The 22,861-nt window shown below is 58.9% G+C and carries 21 protein-coding genes and 2 pseudogenes; 14 read left to right on the top strand and 9 right to left on the bottom strand.

The annotated features are described in order from the left end of the window. Positions 1 to 4 precede the first annotated feature (4 nt). A complete protein-coding gene (gene cyaY / locus ACIPIN_RS15345; RefSeq protein WP_401119942.1) occupies positions 5 to 337 on the bottom strand; it encodes an iron donor protein CyaY in 333 nt (110 codons plus the stop codon). Between the two features lie 239 nt (positions 338 to 576). Here cyaY and ACIPIN_RS15340 point away from each other — a divergent pair, with 239 nt between their 5' ends. Genes ACIPIN_RS15340 through ACIPIN_RS15315 form a run of 6 tightly spaced genes read left to right on the top strand, consistent with a single transcriptional unit; the run spans position 577 to position 5,180 of the window. After that, positions 577 to 744, top strand: a complete 168-nt coding sequence (locus tag ACIPIN_RS15340) for a lipoprotein (RefSeq protein WP_401119941.1) — start codon at positions 577 to 579, stop codon at positions 742 to 744. 9 nt (positions 745 to 753) lie between these two features. After that, positions 754 to 2,001 carry a diaminopimelate decarboxylase gene (gene lysA, locus ACIPIN_RS15335; protein ID WP_401119939.1) on the top strand — a complete coding sequence of 416 codons (1,248 nt, stop codon included), beginning with the start codon at positions 754 to 756 and terminating at the stop codon, positions 1,999 to 2,001. 3 nt (positions 2,002 to 2,004) lie between these two features. Further along, positions 2,005 to 2,835 carry a diaminopimelate epimerase gene (gene dapF / locus ACIPIN_RS15330; RefSeq protein ID WP_071552818.1) on the top strand — a complete coding sequence of 277 codons (831 nt, stop codon included), beginning with the start codon at positions 2,005 to 2,007 and terminating at the stop codon, positions 2,833 to 2,835. 13 nt (positions 2,836 to 2,848) lie between these two features. After that, the gene (locus ACIPIN_RS15325; RefSeq protein WP_401119937.1) at positions 2,849 to 3,574 is read left to right on the top strand and encodes a DUF484 family protein; all 726 of its coding nucleotides are present in this window, start codon (positions 2,849 to 2,851) and stop codon (positions 3,572 to 3,574) included. A 2-nt stretch (positions 3,575 to 3,576) separates the two neighbouring features. After that, positions 3,577 to 4,476: a tyrosine recombinase XerC gene (gene xerC / locus ACIPIN_RS15320; protein WP_401119935.1), complete on the top strand. Its 900-nt coding sequence runs from the start codon at positions 3,577 to 3,579 to the stop codon at positions 4,474 to 4,476. Further along, positions 4,473 to 5,180 carry an HAD family hydrolase gene (locus ACIPIN_RS15315; protein ID WP_401119933.1) on the top strand — a complete coding sequence of 236 codons (708 nt, stop codon included), beginning with the start codon at positions 4,473 to 4,475 and terminating at the stop codon, positions 5,178 to 5,180. The genes xerC and ACIPIN_RS15315 overlap by 4 nt, the downstream gene beginning before the upstream one ends. A gap of 146 nt (positions 5,181 to 5,326) precedes the next feature. On the opposite strand, the gene sutA is transcribed toward ACIPIN_RS15315, so the two are convergent. The 4 genes from sutA to glnK all read right to left on the bottom strand — a co-directional run bounded on the left by sutA (position 5,327) and on the right by glnK (position 8,103). After that, positions 5,327 to 5,653: a transcriptional regulator SutA gene (gene sutA / locus ACIPIN_RS15310; RefSeq protein WP_019694242.1), complete on the bottom strand. Its 327-nt coding sequence runs from the start codon at positions 5,651 to 5,653 to the stop codon at positions 5,327 to 5,329. Between the two features lie 102 nt (positions 5,654 to 5,755). Continuing rightward, positions 5,756 to 6,181 carry a secondary thiamine-phosphate synthase enzyme YjbQ gene (locus tag ACIPIN_RS15305; protein ID WP_401119931.1) on the bottom strand — a complete coding sequence of 142 codons (426 nt, stop codon included), beginning with the start codon at positions 6,179 to 6,181 and terminating at the stop codon, positions 5,756 to 5,758. A 212-nt stretch (positions 6,182 to 6,393) separates the two neighbouring features. Further along, entirely contained in the window at positions 6,394 to 7,731 is a 1,338-nt protein-coding gene (locus tag ACIPIN_RS15300; RefSeq protein WP_401119930.1) for an ammonium transporter, read from the bottom strand. Between the two features lie 33 nt (positions 7,732 to 7,764). Then, positions 7,765 to 8,103: a P-II family nitrogen regulator gene (gene glnK / locus ACIPIN_RS15295; RefSeq protein WP_002555808.1), complete on the bottom strand. Its 339-nt coding sequence runs from the start codon at positions 8,101 to 8,103 to the stop codon at positions 7,765 to 7,767. 414 nt (positions 8,104 to 8,517) lie between these two features. Here glnK and ACIPIN_RS15290 point away from each other — a divergent pair, with 414 nt between their 5' ends. The 3 genes and pseudogenes from ACIPIN_RS15290 to ACIPIN_RS15280 form a co-directional block, all read left to right on the top strand. Further along, entirely contained in the window at positions 8,518 to 8,775 is a 258-nt protein-coding gene (locus tag ACIPIN_RS15290; protein WP_401119928.1) for an accessory factor UbiK family protein, read from the top strand. A 349-nt stretch (positions 8,776 to 9,124) separates the two neighbouring features. Further along, positions 9,125 to 9,646: a Bro-N domain-containing protein gene (locus tag ACIPIN_RS15285; RefSeq protein ID WP_401119927.1), complete on the top strand. Its 522-nt coding sequence runs from the start codon at positions 9,125 to 9,127 to the stop codon at positions 9,644 to 9,646. Positions 9,647 to 9,703: 57 nt separating this feature from the next. Then, positions 9,704 to 10,011, top strand: a pseudogene (locus tag ACIPIN_RS15280) (ATP-binding protein); the annotation flags it as partial. A 41-nt stretch (positions 10,012 to 10,052) separates the two neighbouring features. Here ACIPIN_RS15280 and ACIPIN_RS15275 read toward each other — a convergent pair. Further along, a pseudogene (locus ACIPIN_RS15275) lies at positions 10,053 to 10,211 on the bottom strand (IS5/IS1182 family transposase); the annotation flags it as partial. Between the two features lie 166 nt (positions 10,212 to 10,377). Between ACIPIN_RS15275 and ACIPIN_RS15270 the strand changes: the two are divergent. Next, a complete protein-coding gene (locus tag ACIPIN_RS15270; protein WP_401119925.1) occupies positions 10,378 to 12,468 on the top strand; it encodes an acyltransferase family protein in 2,091 nt (696 codons plus the stop codon). A gap of 304 nt (positions 12,469 to 12,772) precedes the next feature. Beyond that, positions 12,773 to 14,266: a YifB family Mg chelatase-like AAA ATPase gene (locus ACIPIN_RS15265; RefSeq protein WP_401119923.1), complete on the top strand. Its 1,494-nt coding sequence runs from the start codon at positions 12,773 to 12,775 to the stop codon at positions 14,264 to 14,266. A 6-nt stretch (positions 14,267 to 14,272) separates the two neighbouring features. On the opposite strand, the gene ACIPIN_RS15260 is transcribed toward ACIPIN_RS15265, so the two are convergent. After that, positions 14,273 to 15,487 carry an aldose 1-epimerase family protein gene (locus ACIPIN_RS15260; RefSeq protein WP_401119921.1) on the bottom strand — a complete coding sequence of 405 codons (1,215 nt, stop codon included), beginning with the start codon at positions 15,485 to 15,487 and terminating at the stop codon, positions 14,273 to 14,275. 153 nt (positions 15,488 to 15,640) lie between these two features. After that, positions 15,641 to 16,561, bottom strand: a complete 921-nt coding sequence (locus ACIPIN_RS15255; RefSeq protein WP_054594627.1) for a LysR substrate-binding domain-containing protein — start codon at positions 16,559 to 16,561, stop codon at positions 15,641 to 15,643. Positions 16,562 to 16,719: 158 nt separating this feature from the next. Between ACIPIN_RS15255 and ACIPIN_RS15250 the strand changes: the two genes are divergently transcribed. After that, a complete protein-coding gene (locus tag ACIPIN_RS15250; protein WP_401119919.1) occupies positions 16,720 to 18,114 on the top strand; it encodes a NorM family multidrug efflux MATE transporter in 1,395 nt (464 codons plus the stop codon). Positions 18,115 to 18,221: 107 nt separating this feature from the next. Here the strand turns inward: ACIPIN_RS15250 and ACIPIN_RS15245 are convergent, their stop codons facing one another. Beyond that, the gene (locus ACIPIN_RS15245; RefSeq protein ID WP_401119917.1) at positions 18,222 to 19,892 is read right to left on the bottom strand and encodes a putative bifunctional diguanylate cyclase/phosphodiesterase; all 1,671 of its coding nucleotides are present in this window, start codon (positions 19,890 to 19,892) and stop codon (positions 18,222 to 18,224) included. A 265-nt stretch (positions 19,893 to 20,157) separates the two neighbouring features. Here ACIPIN_RS15245 and rep point away from each other — a divergent pair, with 265 nt between their 5' ends. Both rep and ACIPIN_RS15235 read left to right on the top strand, forming a co-directional pair. Further along, positions 20,158 to 22,167: a DNA helicase Rep gene (gene rep / locus ACIPIN_RS15240; protein WP_401119916.1), complete on the top strand. Its 2,010-nt coding sequence runs from the start codon at positions 20,158 to 20,160 to the stop codon at positions 22,165 to 22,167. A 56-nt stretch (positions 22,168 to 22,223) separates the two neighbouring features. Then, positions 22,224 to 22,793 carry a xanthine phosphoribosyltransferase gene (locus ACIPIN_RS15235; RefSeq protein ID WP_401119915.1) on the top strand — a complete coding sequence of 190 codons (570 nt, stop codon included), beginning with the start codon at positions 22,224 to 22,226 and terminating at the stop codon, positions 22,791 to 22,793. The last annotated feature ends 68 nt before the right edge of the window (positions 22,794 to 22,861 follow it).

Here is a 22,861-nt window from a genome sequence, read left to right as displayed (position 1 = left end):
AAGATCACAGACCTTCAAAATCAAGCTTGGTGCCGGCCTGCTCGCCGACAATGCGCTCGAGCATCTCGCCAAGTTGCTCTTCGCTCTTGTCGCACATCCAGCGCTCGCTTTCTTCGTCGTAGTCGAAGTGGAAGCCGCCGGACACTGCCGCCAGCCACAGCTGACGCAAGGGCTCCTGGCGACTGAAGATCAACTGGCTGCCGCCTTCGAACTTGACGGTGAGCACACCGGCCGAGCTTTCCAGATCAACATCCAGGCCACTCTCATCGAAAATATCTTCCAGCGTCTGCTGGGTGGCATCGACCAGATCGTGGAAACGGGCTTCAGTCAAACTCATTGCAGGAACCTCAAAAAGTGTCTACTCACGCTCAAGCGCCGCAAGATACGGCCGAGCCCCAGCGATTGCAAAGGATACCGACCAAGCAGCGGACTAGGGTGGAAAATATCCGCGCGCCTCGCGCCGCTTGACCACCAGCCACAGGCAAAGGCCCGCCGGACGGGTGGTCCATCGCATAGGCAAGCTGCCGGGTGGCCGGTATACTCCGGCGCAATTAACGCATTTTCAAGGATTTCGCCATGAAGCGCCTGATCTCTTCCCTTGCTGCGCTCGTCGCGGTTGCCTGCCTTGTCACTGCCTGTGGTCAAAAAGGTCCGCTGTATCTGCCCGATGACAGCAAATCTCCTGAAGAACAGGCGAAGTCGTCGCAGTCCAAAGCGCACCAGCACAGCACCAGCACCTACTAAGGGAACATCATGGACGCTTTTAACTACCGTGACGGGGAGCTGTTCGCGGAAGGTGTTGCCCTGTCCGCCATCGCCGAGCGCTTTGGCACACCCACCTACGTCTACTCCCGCGCGCACATCGAAGCCCAGTATCTGGCGTACGCCGATGCTCTGGCCGGCACGCCGCACCTGATCTGCTTTGCGGTCAAGGCCAACTCCAACCTGGGTGTACTGAATGTCCTGGCGCGTTTGGGCGCTGGTTTCGACATCGTCTCCCGTGGTGAGCTGGAACGTGTTCTGGCCGCCGGTGGCCAGCCCGACAAGATCGTTTTCTCCGGTGTCGGCAAGACCCGTGACGACATGCGTCGCGCCCTGGAAGTCGGTGTGCACTGCTTCAACGTCGAGTCCACCGACGAACTCGAACGCCTGCAAGTCGTCGCTGCCGAACTCGGTGTTCGCGCGCCGATCTCGCTTCGGGTCAACCCGGACGTCGATGCCGGCACACACCCATACATTTCTACCGGTCTTAAAGAAAACAAGTTCGGCATCGCTATTGCCGACGCCGAAGACGTGTACATCCGTGCCGCCCAATTGCCTAACCTGGACGTGGTCGGCGTCGACTGCCACATCGGTTCGCAACTGACCACCCTGGCGCCCTTCATCGATGCCCTCGACCGCCTGCTGGCGTTGATCGACCGCCTGAGCGATTGCGGGATCTACCTGCGCCACATCGACCTCGGTGGTGGTTTGGGCGTGCGTTATCGCGATGAAGAGCCGCCATTGGCTGCCGACTACATCAAAGCCGTACGCGAACGCATCGATGGTCGCGATCTGGCGCTGGTGTTCGAGCCGGGCCGCTTCATCGTCGCCAACGCCGGCGTGTTGCTGACTCAGGTCGAGTACCTCAAGCACACCGAACACAAAGACTTCGCCATCGTCGACGCGGCCATGAACGACCTGATCCGCCCAGCGCTGTATCAGGCCTGGATGGACGTCACGGCCGTGCGCCCGCGTGCAACTCCAGCGCGCGCCTACGACATCGTCGGACCGATCTGCGAAACCGGCGACTTCCTCGCCAAGGACCGTCAACTGGCGCTGGAAGAAGGCGACTTGCTGGCCGTGCATTCGGCCGGTGCCTACGGGTTTGTCATGAGCTCCAACTACAACACTCGCGGCCGCACCGCCGAAGTGCTGGTGGACGGTGATCAGGCATTTGAAGTGCGTCGCCGCGAGACGGTAGCCGAGTTGTTTGCTGGCGAAAGCCTGCTGCCGGAGTAAGCCATGCTGCTGCGTTTTACCAAGATGCACGGCCTGGGCAACGACTTCATGGTCCTCGACCTGGTCAGCCAGCACGCGCACATTCTGCCCAAGCACGCCAAACAATGGGGCGACCGGCACACCGGTGTCGGTTTCGACCAGTTGCTGATCGTCGAAGCGCCGAGCAACCCGGACGTGGATTTCCGTTACCGGATCTTCAACGCCGACGGTTCCGAAGTGGAGCAATGCGGTAACGGTGCGCGCTGCTTCGCGCGCTTCGTTCTGGACAAGCGCCTGACCGCCAAGCGGCAGATTCGCGTCGAGACCAAAAGCGGCATCATTGAGCTGGATATCCGCAGCGACGGCCAGATCGGCGTCAACATGGGCGCACCGCGACTGGTGCCGGCTGACATTCCGTTCCAGGCGCCGGCTCAGGCCTTGAGTTATCAGGTCGAAGTCGATGGTCAAACTGTCGAGCTCGCCGCAGTATCCATGGGTAACCCCCACGCCGTAGTGCGGGTCAGTGACATCAACAACGCACCGGTGCATGAGCTGGGACCGAAGATCGAAAATCATCCGCGCTTCCCCGCACGGGTCAATGTCGGTTTTCTCCAGGTCATCGACCGGAGCCGTGCGCAGTTGCGCGTCTGGGAACGCGGCGCCGGGGAAACCCAGGCCTGCGGGACCGGTGCCTGCGCTGCCGCAGTGGCCGCGATCAGCCAGGGGTGGATGGATTCGCCGCTATTGATCGACCTGCCCGGCGGGCGCTTGTCCATTGAGTGGGCAGGCCCTGGCCAACCGGTGATGATGACCGGCCCGGCAGTGCGCGTATACGAAGGACAAGTGCGTCTTTGAGTGAGCGAAATACATGACTGATCAGCCTCAGGTTCCAGCCCCACAGCCCGACGAATCCCCTTCCGAAAGCCTTGAGGCGGCGGCGATCGCCGCGTACCTGGAGGCTCATCCGGATTTCTTCGTCGAGCACGAAGAACTGCTCCCGGCGCTGCGCATTCCGCACCAGCGCGGCGACACCATCTCGTTGGTCGAACGCCAGATGAAAATCCTGCGCGAACGCAACATCGAGATGCGCCATCGCCTCTCGCAGCTGATGGACGTCGCCCGCGACAACGACCGGCTGTTCGACAAGACCCGGCGACTGACGCTCGCGTTGATGGACGCCGGCAGCCTGGACGATGTGGTCATCAGCGTCGAAGACAGCCTGCGTCAGGACTTCCAGGTGCCCTTTGTCAGCCTGATCCTGTTCAGCGACGAACCCTTGCAAGTCGGCCGTTGGGTGACCGATGCCGAAGCGCAAAAGGCAATCGGCGGCTTGTTGTCGGAAGGCAAAAGCGTCAGCGGCAGCCTGCGCGAACACGAGCTGGACTTCCTGTTTGGCGAAGAACAGCGCAAGCAGATCGGCTCCACCGCCGTGGTCACCATCAGCCATCAAGGCCTGCACGGTGTCCTGGCCATCGCCAGTCGCGATCCGCAGCACTACAAAAGTTCGGTGGGCACGTTGTTCCTCAGCTATATCGCTGAAGTCATGGGCCGCGTGCTGCCACGGGTCAACACTTCGCTACGCTCGGTACGCTGACCATGGAACGACAACTGGACGCCTACTGCGAGCACCTGCGCAGTGAGCGTCAGGTGTCGCCTCACACACTTGAAGCCTACCGTCGCGACCTGAACAAGGTCCTGGCGCACTGCAAGAAACAGAACATCGACAGCTGGACCGCGCTGGACATCCAGCGCCTGCGCAGCCTGATCGCCCGTTTGCACTCGCAAGGACAATCTTCGCGCAGCCTGGCGCGGCTACTTTCGGCAGTACGCGGGCTCTATAACTACCTGAACCGCGAAGGCCTCTGCGACCACGACCCAGCCAACGGCCTGGCGCCCCCCAAGGGCGAGCGCCGCCTGCCGAAAACCCTCGACACCGACCGTGCGCTGCAACTGCTCGATGGTGCCGTTGAAGACGACTTCATGGCCCGCCGCGACCAGGCAATTCTTGAGCTGTTTTACTCGTCCGGTTTGCGCCTGTCGGAGCTGACCGGGCTCAACCTTGAACAGCTCGACCTGGCAGACGGCCTGGTGCAAGTGCTTGGCAAAGGCAGCAAAACCCGAGTGCTGCCAGTCGGCAAAAAAGCTCGCGAAGCCCTGGAATTGTGGCTGCCACTGCGAGCTATGGCGAACCCGGTGGACGATGCGGTATTCGTCAGCCAGAAGGGCCGGCGCCTCGGCTCACGGGCCGTTCAGGCGCGGGTCAAAGCTGTCGGCGAACGCGAACTGGGGCAAAACCTGCACCCGCACATGTTGCGACACTCCTTCGCCAGCCACTTGCTGGAGTCCTCGCAAGATTTGCGCGCGGTTCAGGAGTTGCTCGGCCACTCGGACATCAAAACCACGCAGATCTACACCCACCTGGACTTCCAGCACCTGGCCACGGTCTACGACAGCGCCCATCCAAGGGCCAAACGCATCAAAGGCGATGAGCAATGACAATCCAACTGATCACCTTCGACCTCGACGACACCCTGTGGGACACCGCCCCGGTGATCGTCAGCGCTGAAGCGGTGCTGCGCCAGTGGCTGGCCGAGCACACGCCGAACCTCGGTGCCTTGCCGGTAGATCATTTGTGGACCATTCGTGAGCGGGTATTGAGCCACGAACCACACCTCAAGCACCGTATCAGCGCCCTGCGTCGCCGGGTGCTGTTTCACGCACTGGAAGAAGCCGGTTACGCCCATGAACACGCTACCGAACTGGCGGATCAGGGCTTCGAAGTGTTTTTGCATGCACGGCATCAGCTGGAAATCTTCCCCGAGGTGCAACCGACGCTGGAGATTCTGGCCAATCACTACGCCTTGGGCGTGGTCACCAACGGCAATGCGGATGTGCGACGGCTGGGGTTGGCGGATTACTTCAAGTTCATCTTGTGCGCAGAGGATATCGGCATCGCCAAACCCGATGCCCGACTGTTCCACGAAGCCCTGAAACGCGGCGGCGCGACTGCAGAAACCGCAGTGCATATCGGCGATCATCCGGGCGATGACATTGCCGGTGCTCAGCAGGCAGGGTTGCGGGCAATCTGGTTCAACCCGGCGGGCAAGGTGTGGGAAGCCGACAAGGCGCCAGATGCCGAGATTCGCAGTTTGACCGAGTTGCCAGCGTTGTTGGCCCGGTGGAACACGGCCAAGATTTGAGTGGTGCCTGAAAAGATCGCAGCCTTCGGCAGCTCCTACATTGATCGGCGTAGGAGCTGCCGCAGGCTGCGATCTTTTGACTTTGTTTCACCCATGAAAAAGCCCGCAGCGACGGCGGGCTTTTTCAGCAAGCACGTAGCAGGCGCTTAGATAGGCCGGCTGCCGTACTTGTTATCAGGCTTCTTTGGCGGATCTGCCACCACGTTGGCCTCGACTTCCTGAACCTTGCCACCTTTGGCAAGGAACTCTTCCATCGCGCGTGCCAGAGCATCACGCTCTTTGTTCTTGGCTTCGACACTCGGCAGCTCGTCTACCGACACCGCAGCCTTGGCCTTGCCTTTGGCGGTCGGGACCGGTGTGTCATCACCGCCATCGTCGTCAGCAACGTCTTCCGCCGCTGCTTCCAGGCCTTCTTCGGTCTCGTCTTCGTCGCCTACTTCGAGGTCGTCGTTTTCCAGATCATCGTCGCTCATGTTCTACCTCATGACTTGCGAAAAGCAGATTAGTTATAGCCCAGCTTTGTCGTCTGTCGACGACCGCCGGAAAAAATTCAACATCCACTGGTAACCAGCGGTTTATGCCTCTTCACCGTGCACGGTGGCGAGGACTTTGCGAGCACCGCCATGATCGCGGTGCTCACCCAGATAAACACCTTGCCAGCTACCTAACGCCAATCGGCCCGCCATTATCGGCAAACTCAACTGACAGCCTAGCAAACTGGCCTTGAAGTGCGCCGGGAGGTCGTCCAGGCCTTCGTCGTTATGCTCATAGCCGGCTGTTCCTTGTGGGATCAGCCGATTGAAAAACCGTTCGAAGTCGCGACGTACCGCCGGATCGGCGTTCTCGTTGATGGTCAACGACGCCGAGGTATGCTGCAGCCACAAATGCAACAGACCGACCCGACATGCCTTGAGTTCAGGCAGGCCGGCGAGTAACTCGTCCGTTACCAGATGAAAGCCCCGGGGCCGCGCCCGCAGGGTTATCAGAGTCTGTTGCCACATACAGTTCTCCGCACGTTCGGGGCGCATTCTAGCGCGCTCTGGGAAAAAACAAAGGCCCTAATATTCCTGCAATGCTGTAAGCCATTGGCCCAAGAAAAACCGCCACCGTAAACACTACTTATGGCGTATGAAAAATCCTTTCAGCTGTTCCTGTAATGACAAATCCCGGACAAAAAAATGCCCGGCAAGCCGGGCACTTTTTTTTCGCAAACTTACATGTTGTAGCCGCGCTCGTTGTGCAGAGCCAGGTCGATGCCGACCGCTTCTTCCTCATCGGTGATTCGCAGACCCATGACGGCATCCAGCACCTTGAGAATGATGAAGGTGCCGATCGCGGTGTAGATCACCGTGAAGCCCACGCCTTTGCACTGAATCCAGACTTGTGCCGCGATATCGGTCACGGTGCCGAAGCCACCCAGCGAAGGAGCCGCGAATACACCGGTGAGAATCGCGCCAAGGATACCGCCGATGCCGTGCACGCCAAAGGCGTCGAGGGAGTCGTCGTAACCCAGTTTGCGTTTCAGGGTCGTGGCGCAGAAGAAGCACACCACGCCCGCTGCCAGACCGATGATCAGCGAGCCCATCGGGCCAACGGTGCCCGCAGCCGGAGTGATCGCCACTAAACCTGCGACCACGCCCGAAGCGATACCCAGCGCGCTAGGTTTGCCGTGGGTCAGCCACTCGGCGAACATCCAGCCCAGGGCCGCTGCGGCGGTAGCGATCTGAGTCACCAGCATGGCCATACCGGCAGTGCCGTTGGCGGCTGAAGCGGAACCGGCGTTGAAGCCGAACCAGCCGACCCACAACATCGCGGCGCCCATCAGGGTGTAACCGAGGTTGTGCGGAGCCATCGGCGTGGTCGGGAAGCCTTTGCGCTTGCCCAGTACCAGGCACGCCACCAGACCTGCGACACCGGCGTTGATGTGGACCACGGTGCCGCCCGCGAAGTCGAGCACGCCCCAGTCGCCCAACAGCGAACCCGGACCGCTCCAGACCATGTGCGCGATCGGCGCGTAAATCAGGGTGAACCAGAGGCCCATGAACACCATCATCGCGGAGAACTTCATCCGCTCGGCGAACGCACCGACGATCAGCGCCGGGGTGATGATCGCGAACGTCATCTGATAGGTGACGAACACCGCCTCGGGAAACAGCGCCGTAGGGCCAGTAATACTGGCAGGCGTGATGCCGGCGAGGAAGGCCTTGGCGAAGCTGCCGACAAAGGAGTTGAGGTTGACGACGTTTGCTTCCATGCCCGTCGTGTCAAACGCCATGCTGTAGCCATAAATGAACCACAGGATGGTGACCAGGCCGGTAATGGCGAAGCACTGCATCATCAACGAAAGAACGTTTTTGGAACGAACCATGCCGCCGTAGAACAGCGCGAGGCCTGGAATCGTCATGAACAGCACGAGGGCGGTAGAGGTCAACATCCAGGCGGTATCGCCGGAGTTGAGGACTGGAGGAGCCACCGGATCTGCCGCCATGGCCAGGCCGGGCATTACGATGGACAACAGGGCTCCTAGCCCTGCGAATTTACGCAGAGTCATTTTGTTTTCTCCTGGGGCGTTGGGTTTGGCGGCTTAGATTGCGTCGGTATCGGTTTCGCCGGTACGGATTCGAATAGCCTGTTCCAGATTGACTACGAAGATCTTGCCGTCACCAATCTTGCCGGTGTTGGCCGCCTTGGTTATCGCCTCGATAACCCGGTCAAGATCCTTGTCGTCAATGGCGACATCAATCTTCACCTTGGGCAGGAAATCGACCACATACTCCGCGCCGCGATACAGCTCGGTGTGACCCTTCTGCCGACCGAAGCCTTTGACCTCAGTAACGGTAATGCCCTGCACGCCGATTTCGGACAACGACTCGCGTACGTCATCCAGTTTGAACGGCTTGATGATGGCAGTGACTAGCTTCATGAAAACTCTCTCCCGAATTGGTGGACTTGCCCCAGGAAAACAAACCCGACTCAAGTCTAAGCGCAGTGCCTGGCTTTGTAACGCATCGTCGGCCCTACTCTCCCGACTGACGCCAGTTAACCGCTCCTGACGAAACTCCCCGCTCCGCCTGCCGCACTGCATTCGTCACAGCGACTGCATCAGTGCATGGTTCACAAGGGACTAAGCAGAAAGCTTGCCATCTCGTGAGAAACCACTGATTTCAATCATTTGGTCGATACTGCGGGCGCCAATACCCAATCGCCACCACCGATACGCACAACAACGGTGCAACAACGCCCGGCAACATGCGCGAAAAGCGTGCATCCGTGCCCGCGCAAATGACTATAGACGCTGCGTGATACACTGCCGCCATCAGTTTTAAGGACTTCCACCATGCTCGCGCCCAAAGACCTCCTCGACGCCCTGAGCGGCCACGCCACCCGCCTGTTCAGCGGCGAAACCTCGCTGCCAAAAAGTGAAATCGAAAGCCAGTTCAAAGCCCTGCTGCAAAGCGGGTTCAGCAAGCTTGATCTAGTGAGCAGAGAAGAATTCGACAGCCAGATGGTCGTCCTGGCGCGTACCCGGGCACGGCTGGAGAGTCTTGAGACGAAAGTCGCCGAGCTGGAAGCCAGGTTGAATCCACCGGCGTAGGAGCTGCCGCAGGCTGCGATCCTTTGATCTTTGCCGCGCCAACATCCCGGCCCTTTCCTACAAAAACCACCACCGCTTTCCGATTGCGCCGCACAGCCCCGGTTTCTAAGCTCACCTCAGCTGAATGTTCAGCACTGGGTTTGGCGACCTGGAAAGCTTGCGATGCACCGCGACCACATCTGATACCGGGCATTTTTTCCCGACTCAAATTATGGCGGCTGTGTGTGGGAGATCTTCGGGTCTGCCGGTATTCGCTTGCACCGGTTCGCCAACCCGCGCACAGCTGCCACCCTTATTGTTTGGCGACGATCAGTGGCAGTTTCCCTCAAGCGAATTTGGGTACTGCACCATGGATGAAAATTATCTGATCCCCCACGTCTTCACCCGCCACAAACTCCACCTCCACGCCCTGCTGCTGGAAAACCAACCCTGGTTCAGTGCCCGTGACCTCGGTCGGTTGCTTCGGCTATTCCTCGACGAACGAGCGCTACGCAAACTCGATCCTGATCAACACCAAACCGTGACAATGCACATCCACGGCTGCATCGAACATACGCTCTTGATCAGCGAGTCCGGCGTGTATGCGCTGCTGGTTTATCACTACTGCCCCGAATACCGAGGCTTGCGCGAATGGCTGACCCACGACGTGGTTCCAGCCCTCAGAGATGCCCAACAACCCGCCACAACCGAACGCCCGATACTGAGCCTGTTGAACTGGCCGGAAATGTCGCTGAGCTTGCTGCACTGGAACAACCAGCCGTGGATTCGGCTGCAAGATGTTCCGCACATGTTGCCTGATGAGGAACGGCCACGACGTACAGTCAATGCCCCGTGGTGGAAACGCGCTTCGAGAATGCTCCAAGCATTCTGAACCTCCAAAAAAGAACCCCACGTTCTTGGCGTGGGGTTCGATCAATCCAGACAGCGATCAGGCGCGGTGCAAGCGGTTCGTGGTGTATTGCCGGCGGCACTCGCGGCGCGCAAGGCCGGACGATCGCTAATGGTGCCGCGGGCAAATGCCGAGCAAGCGTGCCTGGCGTCAGGATTAAAGGTAATGCTGTCGATCATCTGCTGGAGGCGGTCGCGCACTTCAATGGCCACACGCCCGTAGAACCGTTTGTTTCCTATGGTTTGCTCTACGCCAGCAAGCCTTATCCAGACTTAAATGAAGTACAGGGCCAACTTGCGGCCAAGCGCGCACTGCTGATTGCCACGACAGGGGCTCATAACTTGCTTATGTTGTATAGCAATACACCCATCGTAAGGCACCAATTGGGCATCGCCGCTAACGGATAGACTGGCCGACCAAAGGACTTGATCAATACTGTCTGGGCCTGCCACGGCACGACCTGAACCCTCTCAATCAGGAATCTCTCGCGGCGGGTTTACTTGCGCTTGCCGGAGTGCTCGCCATCGGCAAAGGACAGCTGCTGCATCGAACGATGCTCCAGATGGCAGGGCCTATTTCACCAGATTAGGAAGTTATTCTTAGACCACCCCCTAATACCAACACAAAGCGCCTACCCAACCCCAATCATTTTATTGATTTAAAAATAATAAGGCATTATCTTGCTGCCTTTTTATCTCGAGCAAAGCTGAAACATGAACTTGATCAGACGCTGGCTGGAAATCCTGAACACGATGTGTAATGGAAGATTTAGTGCAGAGGGCAATGCGTTCCGGCGAGATATAAATGGATTAAGAGCCTTAGCGGTCACTGCGGTTGTACTCTTTCACTTCAATATTGGCGGACTGCATGGAGGGTTTGTTGGAGTCGATGTCTTTTTTGTCATCTCAGGCTTCCTGATGTCAGGCATTATTGCCAGAGGATTGCAACAGGGTAATTTCTCCATATTTGCATTTTACTGGTCGCGAGCAAAACGCATAATACCCGCACTCATCGTTGTTGCCGCCATTTTGCTGGTATTGGGCTGGTTTTTCCTGGCGCCCAATGAATACAAGTTGCTCGCAAAACATGCTCGTCAATCCTTATACTTCCTGTCCAATATTAGTTACCTGAGAGAGTCGGGATATTTCGACAGCGCGAGCCATAGTAAATGGCTGCTCCATACATGGTCATTGTCCGTCGAATGGCAGTTCTACCTGTTACTGCCAATTTTGTTGACCGCCGTATGGAAGTTTTTCCCAGGCAAGAAGGCAATGATCTTTGTTCACTTGATTGCGCTGGCTTGCTCATTTTCAACCTGTCTATGGCTGACTAACACTTCGCAGCAACAAGCATTTTATCTTTTACAGTCACGGGCCTGGGAAATGCTTCTTGGCGGCCTGTGCTTCCTGCTTGTGTCGGAACTGAAGCTGTCGCTGATTGCTCGCAGAGCATTGGAGTCTGGCGGGCTGTTCTTGATTGTAGCCTCGATATTTTCGTTAGAATCTTCTGATGCATGGCCCGGGTTTCTGGCGCTGCTCCCGACAATAGGCGCAGTGATGGTGCTGGCGGCGAAGCGTGAGGATTCTCTGTGGAGTAACAATCGGATTACCAAATGGCTGGGCACGCGCTCTTATTCTTTGTACCTATGGCATTGGCCTCTGGTGGCCGGATTATTCTTTTTTTATCAGCAGGACAATACCCTCTGGATAACCGGGGCGATTCTGCTGGCGTTGCTAATGAGCGAACTTTCCTATCGGATGGTGGAGCAGCCGGTGAGGCGTGGGTTGCAGCAATCGAGTCTACCTCGTGCTGTAGCGTCCCTGGCAGGCCTGGTGATCTTGAGTGTGAGCGCGGCTCAGTTTGTAGTGAACAAGGACGGCTTATCTGACCGCATGCCTGCGGAAATCATCCAGATGATAGAGAAGGCCCAGATCGGAAATAATCCCCGCGGCGGGGAATGCCTGGCTAAAGGGGTTCCCTGTGTGTATGGGGGGCCGGACATCAAGGCAATCATCATCGGCGATAGTCATGCGTCGGCCTTGGTAACAGTCGCACAAGGCGTTCTGTCCACGCCGGAGCAGGGAATTTATTTTGAAGCGGCTCCCGGTTGCTTGCCAGTTCCCGGCTTGAACATCAGAGAACACTTCAGCAACAATCATGATGATCCTTGCATCCACATGAAAGAGCAGCTTGCAAAAACGCTGGAAACAGAAATGAGCCAGGTGCCGCTGATTATAATCAACCGAACGTCCATGTATCCACTTGGATACAACGGCATTGATCAAACACTGAAGCGCAAACCACAGGCCTATGCCTCAACACCCGTTGATGAGCCTTCTTCTGACTCGCTAAAGGAATTCGGTCAACTCTATATTGAGGGTGCGTGCGCCATGGCTAAAAAGCGCCCGGTTTACCTCATGCGTCCAATACCGGAAATGAAGGTTGAAGTACCGGATGCGGTCGGCAAGGAGATGCTGTTGGGTAGTCCGCGCGACTTCACCCTCAGTCGTGAAGAATATAAAGCGCGCAATGATTTTGTCTGGAGCATTCAAGATCAAGCCCATGAGCAATGCGGTGTGCACATTCTTGATCCGCTGCCCTACCTCTGCGATGAAAAAGTCTGTTATGGAAGCAAAAGTGGGGAACCGCTATATTTAGATGATAATCATCTTAATGCGCTTGGCGGTCGCCTGCTGGCACCTATGTTTTCCAAGGCTTTTTCATCCATGCCTTACATGCAAGTTCATGTTCGCGCCGCCGAAGCGAATCAACCAACACCTAGCATTTCTCCGCCCAAAGCTTAACCCTTGTTCCCGTGACGCTTCCTTCATGGTTGCCATACCGATATTGAGGTCACGAACCACCTCGGCTTGAGTCGGTTTTCTGGATTTGAGCACCGCACGGCTACTATCGTAGCCGTCGTTGCCGCACATCCTGTTCAGCCAGGGCGTGCTTGGGGGCGTGCCTGCTGGACTCGACATTGAGCAGTTACGAGCGATCTCTGCCGATCAAGACACATGCCGTAGAAGTTCTGCCCCCGCCCTCTTCCCGGCCCTGACTATCCTTGATCACGCCGCAGGACGCGGCTGCCGTCATCAAGGAATGATCATGTCTCTGGCCATCGTCCATAGCCGCGCCCAGGTCGGCGTCGAAGCACCCGCCGTCACCGTAGAAGTCCATCTGGCCAACGGCTTACCGTCGCTGACGATGGTGGGTTTGCCGGAGGCAGCGGTGAAAGAAAGCAAGGACCGGGTGCGCAGTGCGATCATCAATTCCGGGCTGCAATTTCCGGCGCGGCGCATCACCTTGAATCTCGCCCCGGCCGATTTACCGAAGGACGGTGGGCGTTTTGATCTGGCGATCGCCTTGGGGCTGCTGGCGGCGAGTGTTCAAGTGCCGACGCTGGCGCTGGAAGATGTCGAGTTTCTGGGTGAGTTGGCGTTATCCGGGACGATTCGACCGGTCAAAGGCGTATTGCCGGCGGCACTGGCAGCGCGCAAGGCCGGGCGCACGCTGGTGGTGCCGCGGGCGAATGCCGAAGAGGCGTGCCTGGCTTCGGGCTTGAAGGTGATCGCGGTCGATCATCTGTTGGAGGTGGTCGCACATTTCAACGGTCATACACCCATCGAGCCTTATGTCTCCAATGGGTTGCTGCACGTCAGCAAGCCGTATCCCGACCTGAGCGAGGTGCAGGGCCAACTCGCCGCCAAACGCGCCTTGCTGATCGCCGCTGCGGGCGCTCACAACCTGCTGTTCAGTGGGCCACCGGGGACGGGGAAAACTTTGCTGGCGAGTCGCTTGCCTGGCCTGCTGCCGCCACTGGCCGAGAGTGAAGCGCTGGAAGTCGCGGCGATTCAATCGGTCACCAGTTGTGTGCCGTTGAGCCATTGGCCTCAACGACCGTTCCGCCAACCGCACCATTCGGCGTCCGGCCCGGCACTGGTGGGCGGAGGTTCGAAACCACAGCCCGGTGAAATCACCCTTGCCCACCATGGCGTGCTGTTCCTCGATGAGCTGCCGGAGTTTGATCGCAAGGTGCTGGAGGTGCTGAGAGAGCCGTTGGAATCGGGATGCATCGTGATTTCCCGAGCCCGTGACCGCGTGCGTTTTCCGGCGCGCTTTCAACTGGTGGCGGCGATGAATCCCTGCCCCTGTGGATATCTTGGCGAGCCGAGCGGCCGCTGCCGTTGTTCTGCGGACCAGATCCAGCGTTATCGCAACAAGCTGTCAGGGCCGCTGCTGGACCGAATTGATCTGCACCTGACGGTTGCCCGCGAAGCGACAGCTTTGAATCCTGCGCTAAAACCTGGTGATGACACCGTAACCGCCGCTGCCCTGGTCGCGGACGCAAGGGAGCGGCAACACAAACGCCAGGGGTGCGCCAATGCCTTCCTCGACCTGCCGGGCCTGCGCCGACACTGCAAGTTATCCACAACCGACGAAAACTGGCTGGAAACCGCATGCGAGCGCTTGACCTTGTCGCTGAGGGCCGCGCACCGACTGCTCAAGGTGGCGCGCACCCTGGCGGACCTTGAGCAAGTCGATAGCATCACCCGAGAGCACCTGGCCGAAGCACTGCAGTATCGACCGACCACCCACTAGTCGAGGTTATTCCTTACTGAGATCCACCAACGGTGTTTGCCGCACCTCAGTCTCCCGTCCACCCTGAATCTCGCTCACCCGCGTCAACGCTTTATCCACAGCCGCTTTATCCGCCAGCAAGCTGTAGCTGATCCGGAACTGCTTCTGCTCCTTGGCCGCAATCGTCGGCACCAGATTCAGTGGCCGCTGATACCGACGGTTATAGGAAAAACTCGTCCCCGGCTCCAGCCCCGTGACATAACCCTGCCCTTGGGTATCAGTGTTTTTCCACAGGGAAAACACCGGCAATTGCCGGGTATTAAAACCAACCGACACCCCGAGGCTGCCCGCCTTGTTATGCAACACCGTCAGCGTGTCGCCCTTGGCGTCGGCATATGGCACGACGTTGTAGACGGTTTCGTCGTAGTCCTTGGTCGGCGCACGGTAGGTTTGCCACTCGGGCAAATCCGCCTTGGCCTTGTCGTTGAACGGCGACACCTGTTTCACCGGCGCGGCAAAGCGGGCGCCCTGTTCCAGGAACGGGGTGCTGAAATTGCTGTGATAGAGCGCCTGGTATTCCTTCGGATAGTCGCCGTTGTTGGTCAGGGTGTCGTTGAGAGCGAAGCGTACGCTGCCGGGTTCGGTGACCAGTTCGGTGATCACCGAGAAGTCGACTTTCTTGAACGCCTGCTCTTTCAGCTCGCCGCGCAGGCTGATGGCGTAGGGCGGTTTTTCATCGATGTGCAGAGTAACTTTGCTGGCCGGGATGTTAGCGGCGCGGCCATGAAGGGTCAGCAGTTCGCCGTTGTCCATGCCAGGGTGGCCGACCCATTCGTAGCCGCAGCGGGCGACCAGTTCGTTGAAGCCTTCCAGCCAGCCCAGTCCGCCACGGCCGTTGAGTTCGATGAACGACGGATTGACCACGTCCTTGACCGGCGAATCCCAGCCCATGCGCACATTACCTACCGACGCCTGTAGAACGTTCATCCCGCGGGTCGGCACCACCGACAGTTTCATCGTGCCGTTATCAATGTCGACGATGCTGACGCCCTCCTGCCGGCCGCCGTGCAGGGTGCGCAGGGTCACGGAGAAGGGTTTGTCGGTTTTCACACCGAGCTTCTGGCTGGTGATCTGCAGGTTCTCGGCAGCCTTGTCGGTATCGAGCAGCACGTAGTCCCAGGCCATGACGTGGGATGCAGCGGTCAACGTGCTGAGGGCAACGATCAGTTTGAGCGGGGTCATGAGAAGAGCCTTTCTTGGAGTTGTGCAATTTTTATAGCGCTGATGAAACGATTCAGCAAGCTTAAAAACGGCATAACTACCGCAAACCATCACTCAGCTCGCCCCCACTCGATCAGCAGCTAACAACGCCGCCATTGTGGCGATCACATCGATTCAGCCGAGGCGCTCGACGTCCGGCAATTCCATGGCCTGAACTTCGCCTTGAAGGAAGTCGCTGAGACGGCGTAAACGTTCACCGCCGGGACGGGTTTTCGGCCAGACCAGGTAATAATTCAGACCACTGGCGACGGCGGTTGGCCACGGCAAACTCAGACGTCCCTGAGCCACATCTTCGGCCACCATCAACAAGTCTCCCATCGACACCCCGTAACCTCGGGCGGCGGCAATCATCCCCAGCTCCAGCGTGTCGAACACCTGCCCGCCCTTGAGCGACACCTGCTCGGACAGGCCCATGCACTCCAGCCAACTGCGCCAGTCGCGACGGTCCGGGGTCGGGTGAAGCAATTCGGTGCTGGCCAGTCGCTCGACATCCCACGGCTGATCATTCAACAGATTCGGTGCACCGACCGGGATCAACAACTCTGGAAACAGATAACTGGCTTCCCAGTCCGGTGGAAAATGCCCGTTGCTCAGCAGCACCGCGCAATCAAACGGTTCGTGATTGAAGTCCACCGAGTCGACGTCCATCCAGGCGCTGGTCAACTGCACTTCGTTGCCCGGCTGCAAATGCCGGAAACGGCTGAGTCGCGCCAGCAGCCAGCGCATGGTCAGGGTCGAAGGGGCTTTCATGCGCAAGACGTCATCTTCGGCGCGCAAGGTATTGCAGGCCCGCTCCAACGCACCAAAGCCTTCACGCACGCCCGGCAACAGCAAACGCGCGGCCTCGGTCAGTTGCAGATTGCGCCCGCTGCGCTGAAACAGCCGACAGGCAAAATGCTCCTCCAGCGTACGCACATGTCGACTGACGGCACTTTGGGTAATCGACAGCTCTTCAGCCGCACGGGTAAACGAACTGTGCCGTGCCGCGGCTTCGAAAGCGCGAAGGGCATAAAGCGGAGGAAGACGACGAGACATCAGGAAAGCTCCTATAGCGCGACCCTGAAACCTTATCAGAAACTCTCCAGCATGAGTTTTAATCATGCGAGCAATCGTTTTTATCCCTTTGTGCAATCGCCTGAGAGCGCCGAGAATCAGCCCTTCCCACTTTGTCAGACTAAATGAGCGTGATGATCATGCAGCATCCAGCACGTACCGAACTCTGGGCCATCCTGCGGCTGGCGGGGCCGTTGATTGCCTCGCAGTTGGCGCACATGCTGATGATCCTCACCGATACCTTGATGATGGCCCGACTCAGTCCGGAGGCGCTGGCCGGTGGTGGCCTGGGCGCGGCGACCTATTCGTTCGTGTCGATTTTCTGCATCGGCGTGATCGCGGCGGTCGGCACGCTGGTGGCAATCCGTCAGGGCGCCGGTGACATCGAAGGCGCCACGCGGTTGACCCAGGCCGGACTTTGGCTGGCGTGGTTGATGGCGTTGGTGGCAGGCCTGCTGCTGTGGAACCTCAAACCGGTGTTGCTGCTGTTCGGCCAGACCGAAAGCAACGTGCATGCGGCCGGCCAGTTCCTGTTGATTCTGCCGTTCGCCCTGCCCGGCTACCTGAGTTTCATGGCCTTGCGCGGTTTTACCAGCGCCATCGGCCGGACGACGCCGGTGATGGTCATCAGCCTCGTCGGGACCGTGGCCAACTTCCTGCTCAACTATGCGCTGATCACTGGCATGTTCGGCCTGCCGAAAATGGGTTTGATGGGGATCGGTCTGGTCACCGCCATTGTTGCCAACTGCATGGCACTCGGTCTGGCCTGGCATATTCGCCGGCATCCGGCTTACAACGCGTATCCGCTGCGCAAGGGCCTGTCACGGCCGAACCGGCAGTACCTGCGTGAGCTGTGGCGTCTGGGCCTGCCGATTGGCGGCACCTACGCGGTAGAGGTCGGCCTGTTTGCGTTCGCTGCGTTGTGCATGGGCACCATGGGCAGCACGCAATTGGCGGCGCATCAGATCGCCCTGCAAATCGTCTCGGTGGCGTTCATGATTCCGGCGGGGTTGTCGTATGCGATCACCATGCGCATCGGTCAACATTACGGTGCAGGGCAATTGCTCGATGCGCGTCTGGCCGGGCGGGTCGGGATTGCCTTTGGCGGCGCGGCGATGCTCGGGTTTGCCATGGTCTTCTGGCTGCTGCCGAACCCATTGGTCGGGTTGTTCCTCGACCATAACGACCCGGCGTTTCGCGAGGTGATCAACCTTGCCGTGAGCCTGCTGGCAGTGGCGGCATGGTTTGAGCTGTTCGACGGCACCCAGACCATCGCCATGGGCTGTATTCGTGGTCTGAAGGACGCCAAAACCACTTTCCTGGTTGGCCTCGCTTGCTATTGGCTGATCGGCGCGCCAGCTGCGTGGTGGATGGCTTTCCACCTCAATTGGGGACCGACGGGCGTCTGGTGGGGTCTGGCGCTGGGGCTGGCCTGCTCGGCGGTGAGTTTGACGCTGGCGTTCGAATGGAAGATGAAGCGGATGATTCGGCGTGAACCTTCGTCACAACGTTTCGAGATCGCCCAGCCAGACTGAGATCCCTGTGGGAGCGGGCTTGCTCGCGAAGAGGCCGTGTCAGTCAACGTTGATGTCGGCTGACGCTCCGCATTCGCGAGCAAGCCCGCTCCCACATTGTTTTGTCGTTAACCCACCACTTCCAGCGCCTGCTGGCTGGACCCGAACGTCAGATACTCAACCAGCTCGGCCAACGGCAGCGGTTTGCTGATCAGGTAACCCTGCACCTGATCACAACCAAAGCCGCGCAGCAGCTCAAGCTGTTCAGGGGTTTCAACGCCCTCGGCGACCACTTCCAGGTTGAGGTTGTGGGCCAGGTTGATCATGGCGTGGACCAGCTTGCGATTTTCCTCACGCATCTCCATGCCACCGACAAAGCTTTTGTCGATCTTCAGCAAGGCAATCGGCAGGCTGTTGAGGTGCACGAACGACGAGAAACCGGTGCCAAAGTCGTCCAGAGAGAAGCGCACGCCCAGACGCCCCAAAGCATCCATGGTCTGTTTGACCAGATCACTACGGCGCATCACTGCAGTTTCCGTCAGTTCGAATTCCAGCCACTGCGCTTCAACGCCGCGTTCGGCAATCAGCCGACTCAAGGTCGACAGCAGCTGACTGTCCTGGAACTGCCGGAACGACAGGTTCACGGCCATGTGCAACGGCGGCAGACCGCGCTCGCGTAACGCCTGCATGTCACGCAAGGCACGGGAAATTACCCAGTACCCCAGCGGCACGATCAAACCGCTCTGCTCGGCCAGCGGCACGAACTCGCTCGGCGGCAACAGTCCGCGCTCGCCATGACGCCAACGCACCAGCGCTTCCAGGCCGACAATCTGCCCGTCGTCCAGATTCAGCCGCGGCTGGTAATGCAGTTCCAGCTCATCGCGACGCAAGGCCCGACGCAGTTCGCTTTCAAGATCGGCAAGGCTGCGCGCATTGCGGTTGATGCGTTCATTGAAGATGTGAAAGGTGCAGCCTTGGGTGCTTTTGGCCTGCTGCATGGCGATGTGCGCGTGCCACATCAGCGGGTCGGCGCCGGCCTGCGCACGCGCGTGGGCGATGCCCAGGCTGCAACCGATCAACAGGCTTTCGCCGTCGACCCAGTAGGGCTCGGCCATGACTTCGGTGATGCGTTCGGCCATCCACTCGGCGCGTTGCGGTGCGCGGCGGGTGTCGATGAGCAAGGCGAATTCGTCGCTGCCCAGACGCGCCAGTTGATCACCGGCCTCAAGCTGGCTCTTGAGCCGCGAGACCACTTGCAGGATCAGCCGGTCACCGGCCTGATGACCGAGCGCGTCGTTGGCATGCCGGAAGTTGTCGAGGTCGAGGTGTCCGAGCGCCAGGCCACGGCCGTCATTCTCCGCCAGACGCGCCGCCAGCAGGGTCTGAAACCCCTGGCGGTTGGCAATGCCGGTCAGCGGATCCTGCTCGGCGAGGCGCTGCAAAGTGTTTTCCAACACCCCGCGCTCGCGCACATGGCGCAGGCAGCGGCGCAAGGTATCCACATCCAGCACATCGCGAACCAGCCAGTCGCTGACACCGTCCGGTGGGGTAGGCGGTTCATGTTCGAGCAACAGCACCGTCGGCAGGCTGCAACGGCCCGGCTCCGGTTGAAGAGATGGAACAGTCAGCAGCACCGCACTGCGGTTGTCGGCAAATAGACTGCTCACCGACTCCCAGGTCGGTGCACTGATCAGCACAGCCGAGCTCCCCATAGGAGCCAGACACTCGCGTAACAACGCTGCCCACGCTGGCTCTTCAGCCAGTAGCAGCAAACGCAAGGGTTCGACAGGCGTAGACAAGCTAGCTCCCTAGACTCTGCAAAAGATGTTGGCGGCGGGCATTATGACGCGCAGATAAACAACGACCAATGATATTGCTTATCAAACACTCTGTTGTACCGCTTAAAATCGAACATTAGTCGCAAATTCAGCACGCATCCTGCGGGAAAGTAACAAAACCGGCAAATTTAGATAGCGTGCTGCGTCACAAGTCGGAGAGAGGCGGCAGAATCTGTGCATCCTGTTAAAATGCCCGCCCTTTTCGCAAACGACTCCCTTTTCCGTCATGTCCCGACTCAATCCCCGGCAGCAAGAAGCCGTGAGCTACGTCGGCGGCCCTCTTTTGGTGCTCGCCGGTGCTGGCTCCGGCAAGACCAGTGTAATCACTCGCAAAATCGCTCACCTGATCCAGAGCTGCGGCATTCGCGCGCAGTACATCGTCGCCATGACCTTTACCAACAAGGCCGCACGCGAGATGAAAGAGCGGGTCGGCACCTTGCTCAAGGGTGGTGAAGGGCGCGGCCTGACGGTGTGCACATTCCACAACCTTGGGCTGAACATCATCCGCAAGGAGCATGTGCGGCTGGGCTACAAACCCGGTTTCTCGATTTTCGACGAGACCGACGTCAAAGCCCTGATGACCGACATCATGCAAAAGGAATATTCGGGCGACGACGGCGTCGACGAGATCAAGAACATGATCGGCGCCTGGAAGAACGACCTGATCCTGCCGCCCGAAGCCCTGGAAAACGCCCGTAACCCCAAGGAACAGACCGCCGCCATCGTCTACACCCACTATCAGCGCACGCTCAAGGCGTTCAACGCGGTGGACTTCGACGACCTGATCCTGCTGCCGGTGAAGCTGTTCCAGGAACACGCCGACATCCACGAAAAGTGGCAGAACAAAGTCCGCTACCTGCTGGTGGACGAATATCAGGACACCAACGCCAGCCAGTACTTGCTGGTGAAATTGCTGATCGGTACGCGCAACCAGTTCACCGTGGTCGGCGACGATGACCAGTCGATCTATGCCTGGCGCGGCGCTCGCCCGGAAAACCTGATGCTGCTCAAGGACGACTATCCGTCCCTGAAAGTGGTGATGCTGGAGCAGAACTACCGCTCCACCAGCCGCATCCTGCGCTGCGCCAACGTATTGATCTCGAACAACCCCCACGAATTTGAAAAACAGCTGTGGAGCGAGATGGGCCACGGCGACGAGATCCGCGTGATCCGCTGCCGCAACGAAGACGCCGAAGCCGAGCGCGTGGCCGTGGAAATCCTCAGCCTGCACCTGCGCACCGACCGCCCGTACAGCGATTTCGCGATCCTGTATCGCGGTAACTACCAGGCCAAGCTGATCGAGCTGAAGCTGCAACATCACCAGATCCCTTATCGCCTTTCCGGTGGCAACAGTTTCTTCGGACGTCAGGAAGTCAAAGACCTGATGGCCTACTTCCGCCTGATCGTGAACCCGGATGACGACAACGCCTTCCTGCGGGTGATCAATGTCCCACGCCGGGAAATCGGTTCGACCACGCTGGAGAAGCTCGGCAACTACGCGACCGAACGCAAGATCTCGATGTATGCCGCCACCGACGAAATCGGCCTGGGCGAACACCTGGACAACCGCTTCACGGATCGTCTGGCGCGCTTCAAGCGCTTCATGGACCGCGTGCGTGAACAGTGTGCCGGCGAAGACCCGATCTCCGCCCTGCGCAGCATGGTCATGGACATCGACTACGAGAACTGGCTGCGTACCAACAGCTCCAGCGACAAGGCCGCCGACTACCGCATGGGTAACGTCTGGTTCCTGATCGAGGCGCTGAAGAACACCCTGGAAAAAGACGAAGACGGCGAAATGACCGTCGAAGACGCGATCGGCAAACTCGTCCTGCGCGACATGCTGGAGCGTCAGCAGGAAGAGGAAGACGGCGCCGAAGGCGTGCAGATGATGACCTTGCACGCCTCCAAGGGTCTGGAATTCCCCTACGTGTTTATCATGGGCATGGAGGAGGAAATCCTCCCGCACCGTTCCAGTATCGAAGCCGACACCATCGAAGAAGAACGCCGCCTGGCCTACGTCGGGATTACCCGCGCACGTCAGACCCTGGCCTTCACCTTTGCCGCCAAGCGCAAGCAGTACGGTGAAATCATCGACTGCTCGCCGAGCCGGTTCCTCGATGAACTGCCGCCGGATGACCTGGCCTGGGAAGGCAACGACGACACCCCGACCGAAGTCAAAGCCGTGCGTGGCAACAGCGCACTGGCGGATATACGCGCGATGTTAAAGCGCTAGAACTGACCACTTTTTAACCGACTTTTGGCGCTCAACGCGCTTTATGAGGAAGCCTCATGGAAGCACTGCACAAGAAAATTCGCGAAGAAGGCATCGTGCTTTCCGACCAGGTTCTGAAAGTCGACGCCTTTCTGAACCACCAGATCGACCCGGCACTGATGAAGCTGATCGGCGACGAATTCGCCACGCTGTTCAAGGACTCGGGCGTCACCAAGATCGTTACCATCGAGGCGTCGGGCATTGCACCAGCGATCATGACCGGTCTGAATCTGGGCGTGCCGGTGATTTTCGCCCGCAAGCACCAGTCCCTGACCCTGACTGAAAACCTGCTGTCGGCGACCGTGTACTCGTTCACCAAGCAGACCGAAAGCACCGTAGCCATTTCCCCACGTCACCTGACCAGCAGCGACCGCGTGCTGATCATCGACGACTTCCTGGCCAACGGTAAGGCTTCGCAGGCGCTGATCTCGATCATCAAACAGGCCGGCGCCACCGTGGCAGGTCTGGGTATCGTGATCGAGAAGTCGTTCCAGGGCGGCCGTGCCGAACTGGATTCGCAAGGCTATCGCGTCGAGTCCCTGGCCCGGGTCAAATCCCTGGCCGGCGGCGTTGTGACATTCCTGTAGGAGCAAAGCTTGCTCGCGATGAAGGCGACGCAGCCCTTCAGGCAGACCGCATTATCGTTCATCGCGGG

Source organism: Pseudomonas sp. NPDC087697, assembly GCF_044743155.1.
In the GTDB taxonomy this organism is placed as follows: domain Bacteria; phylum Pseudomonadota; class Gammaproteobacteria; order Pseudomonadales; family Pseudomonadaceae; genus Aquipseudomonas.
This window is presented reverse-complemented; position numbering and strand designations above follow the sequence as displayed.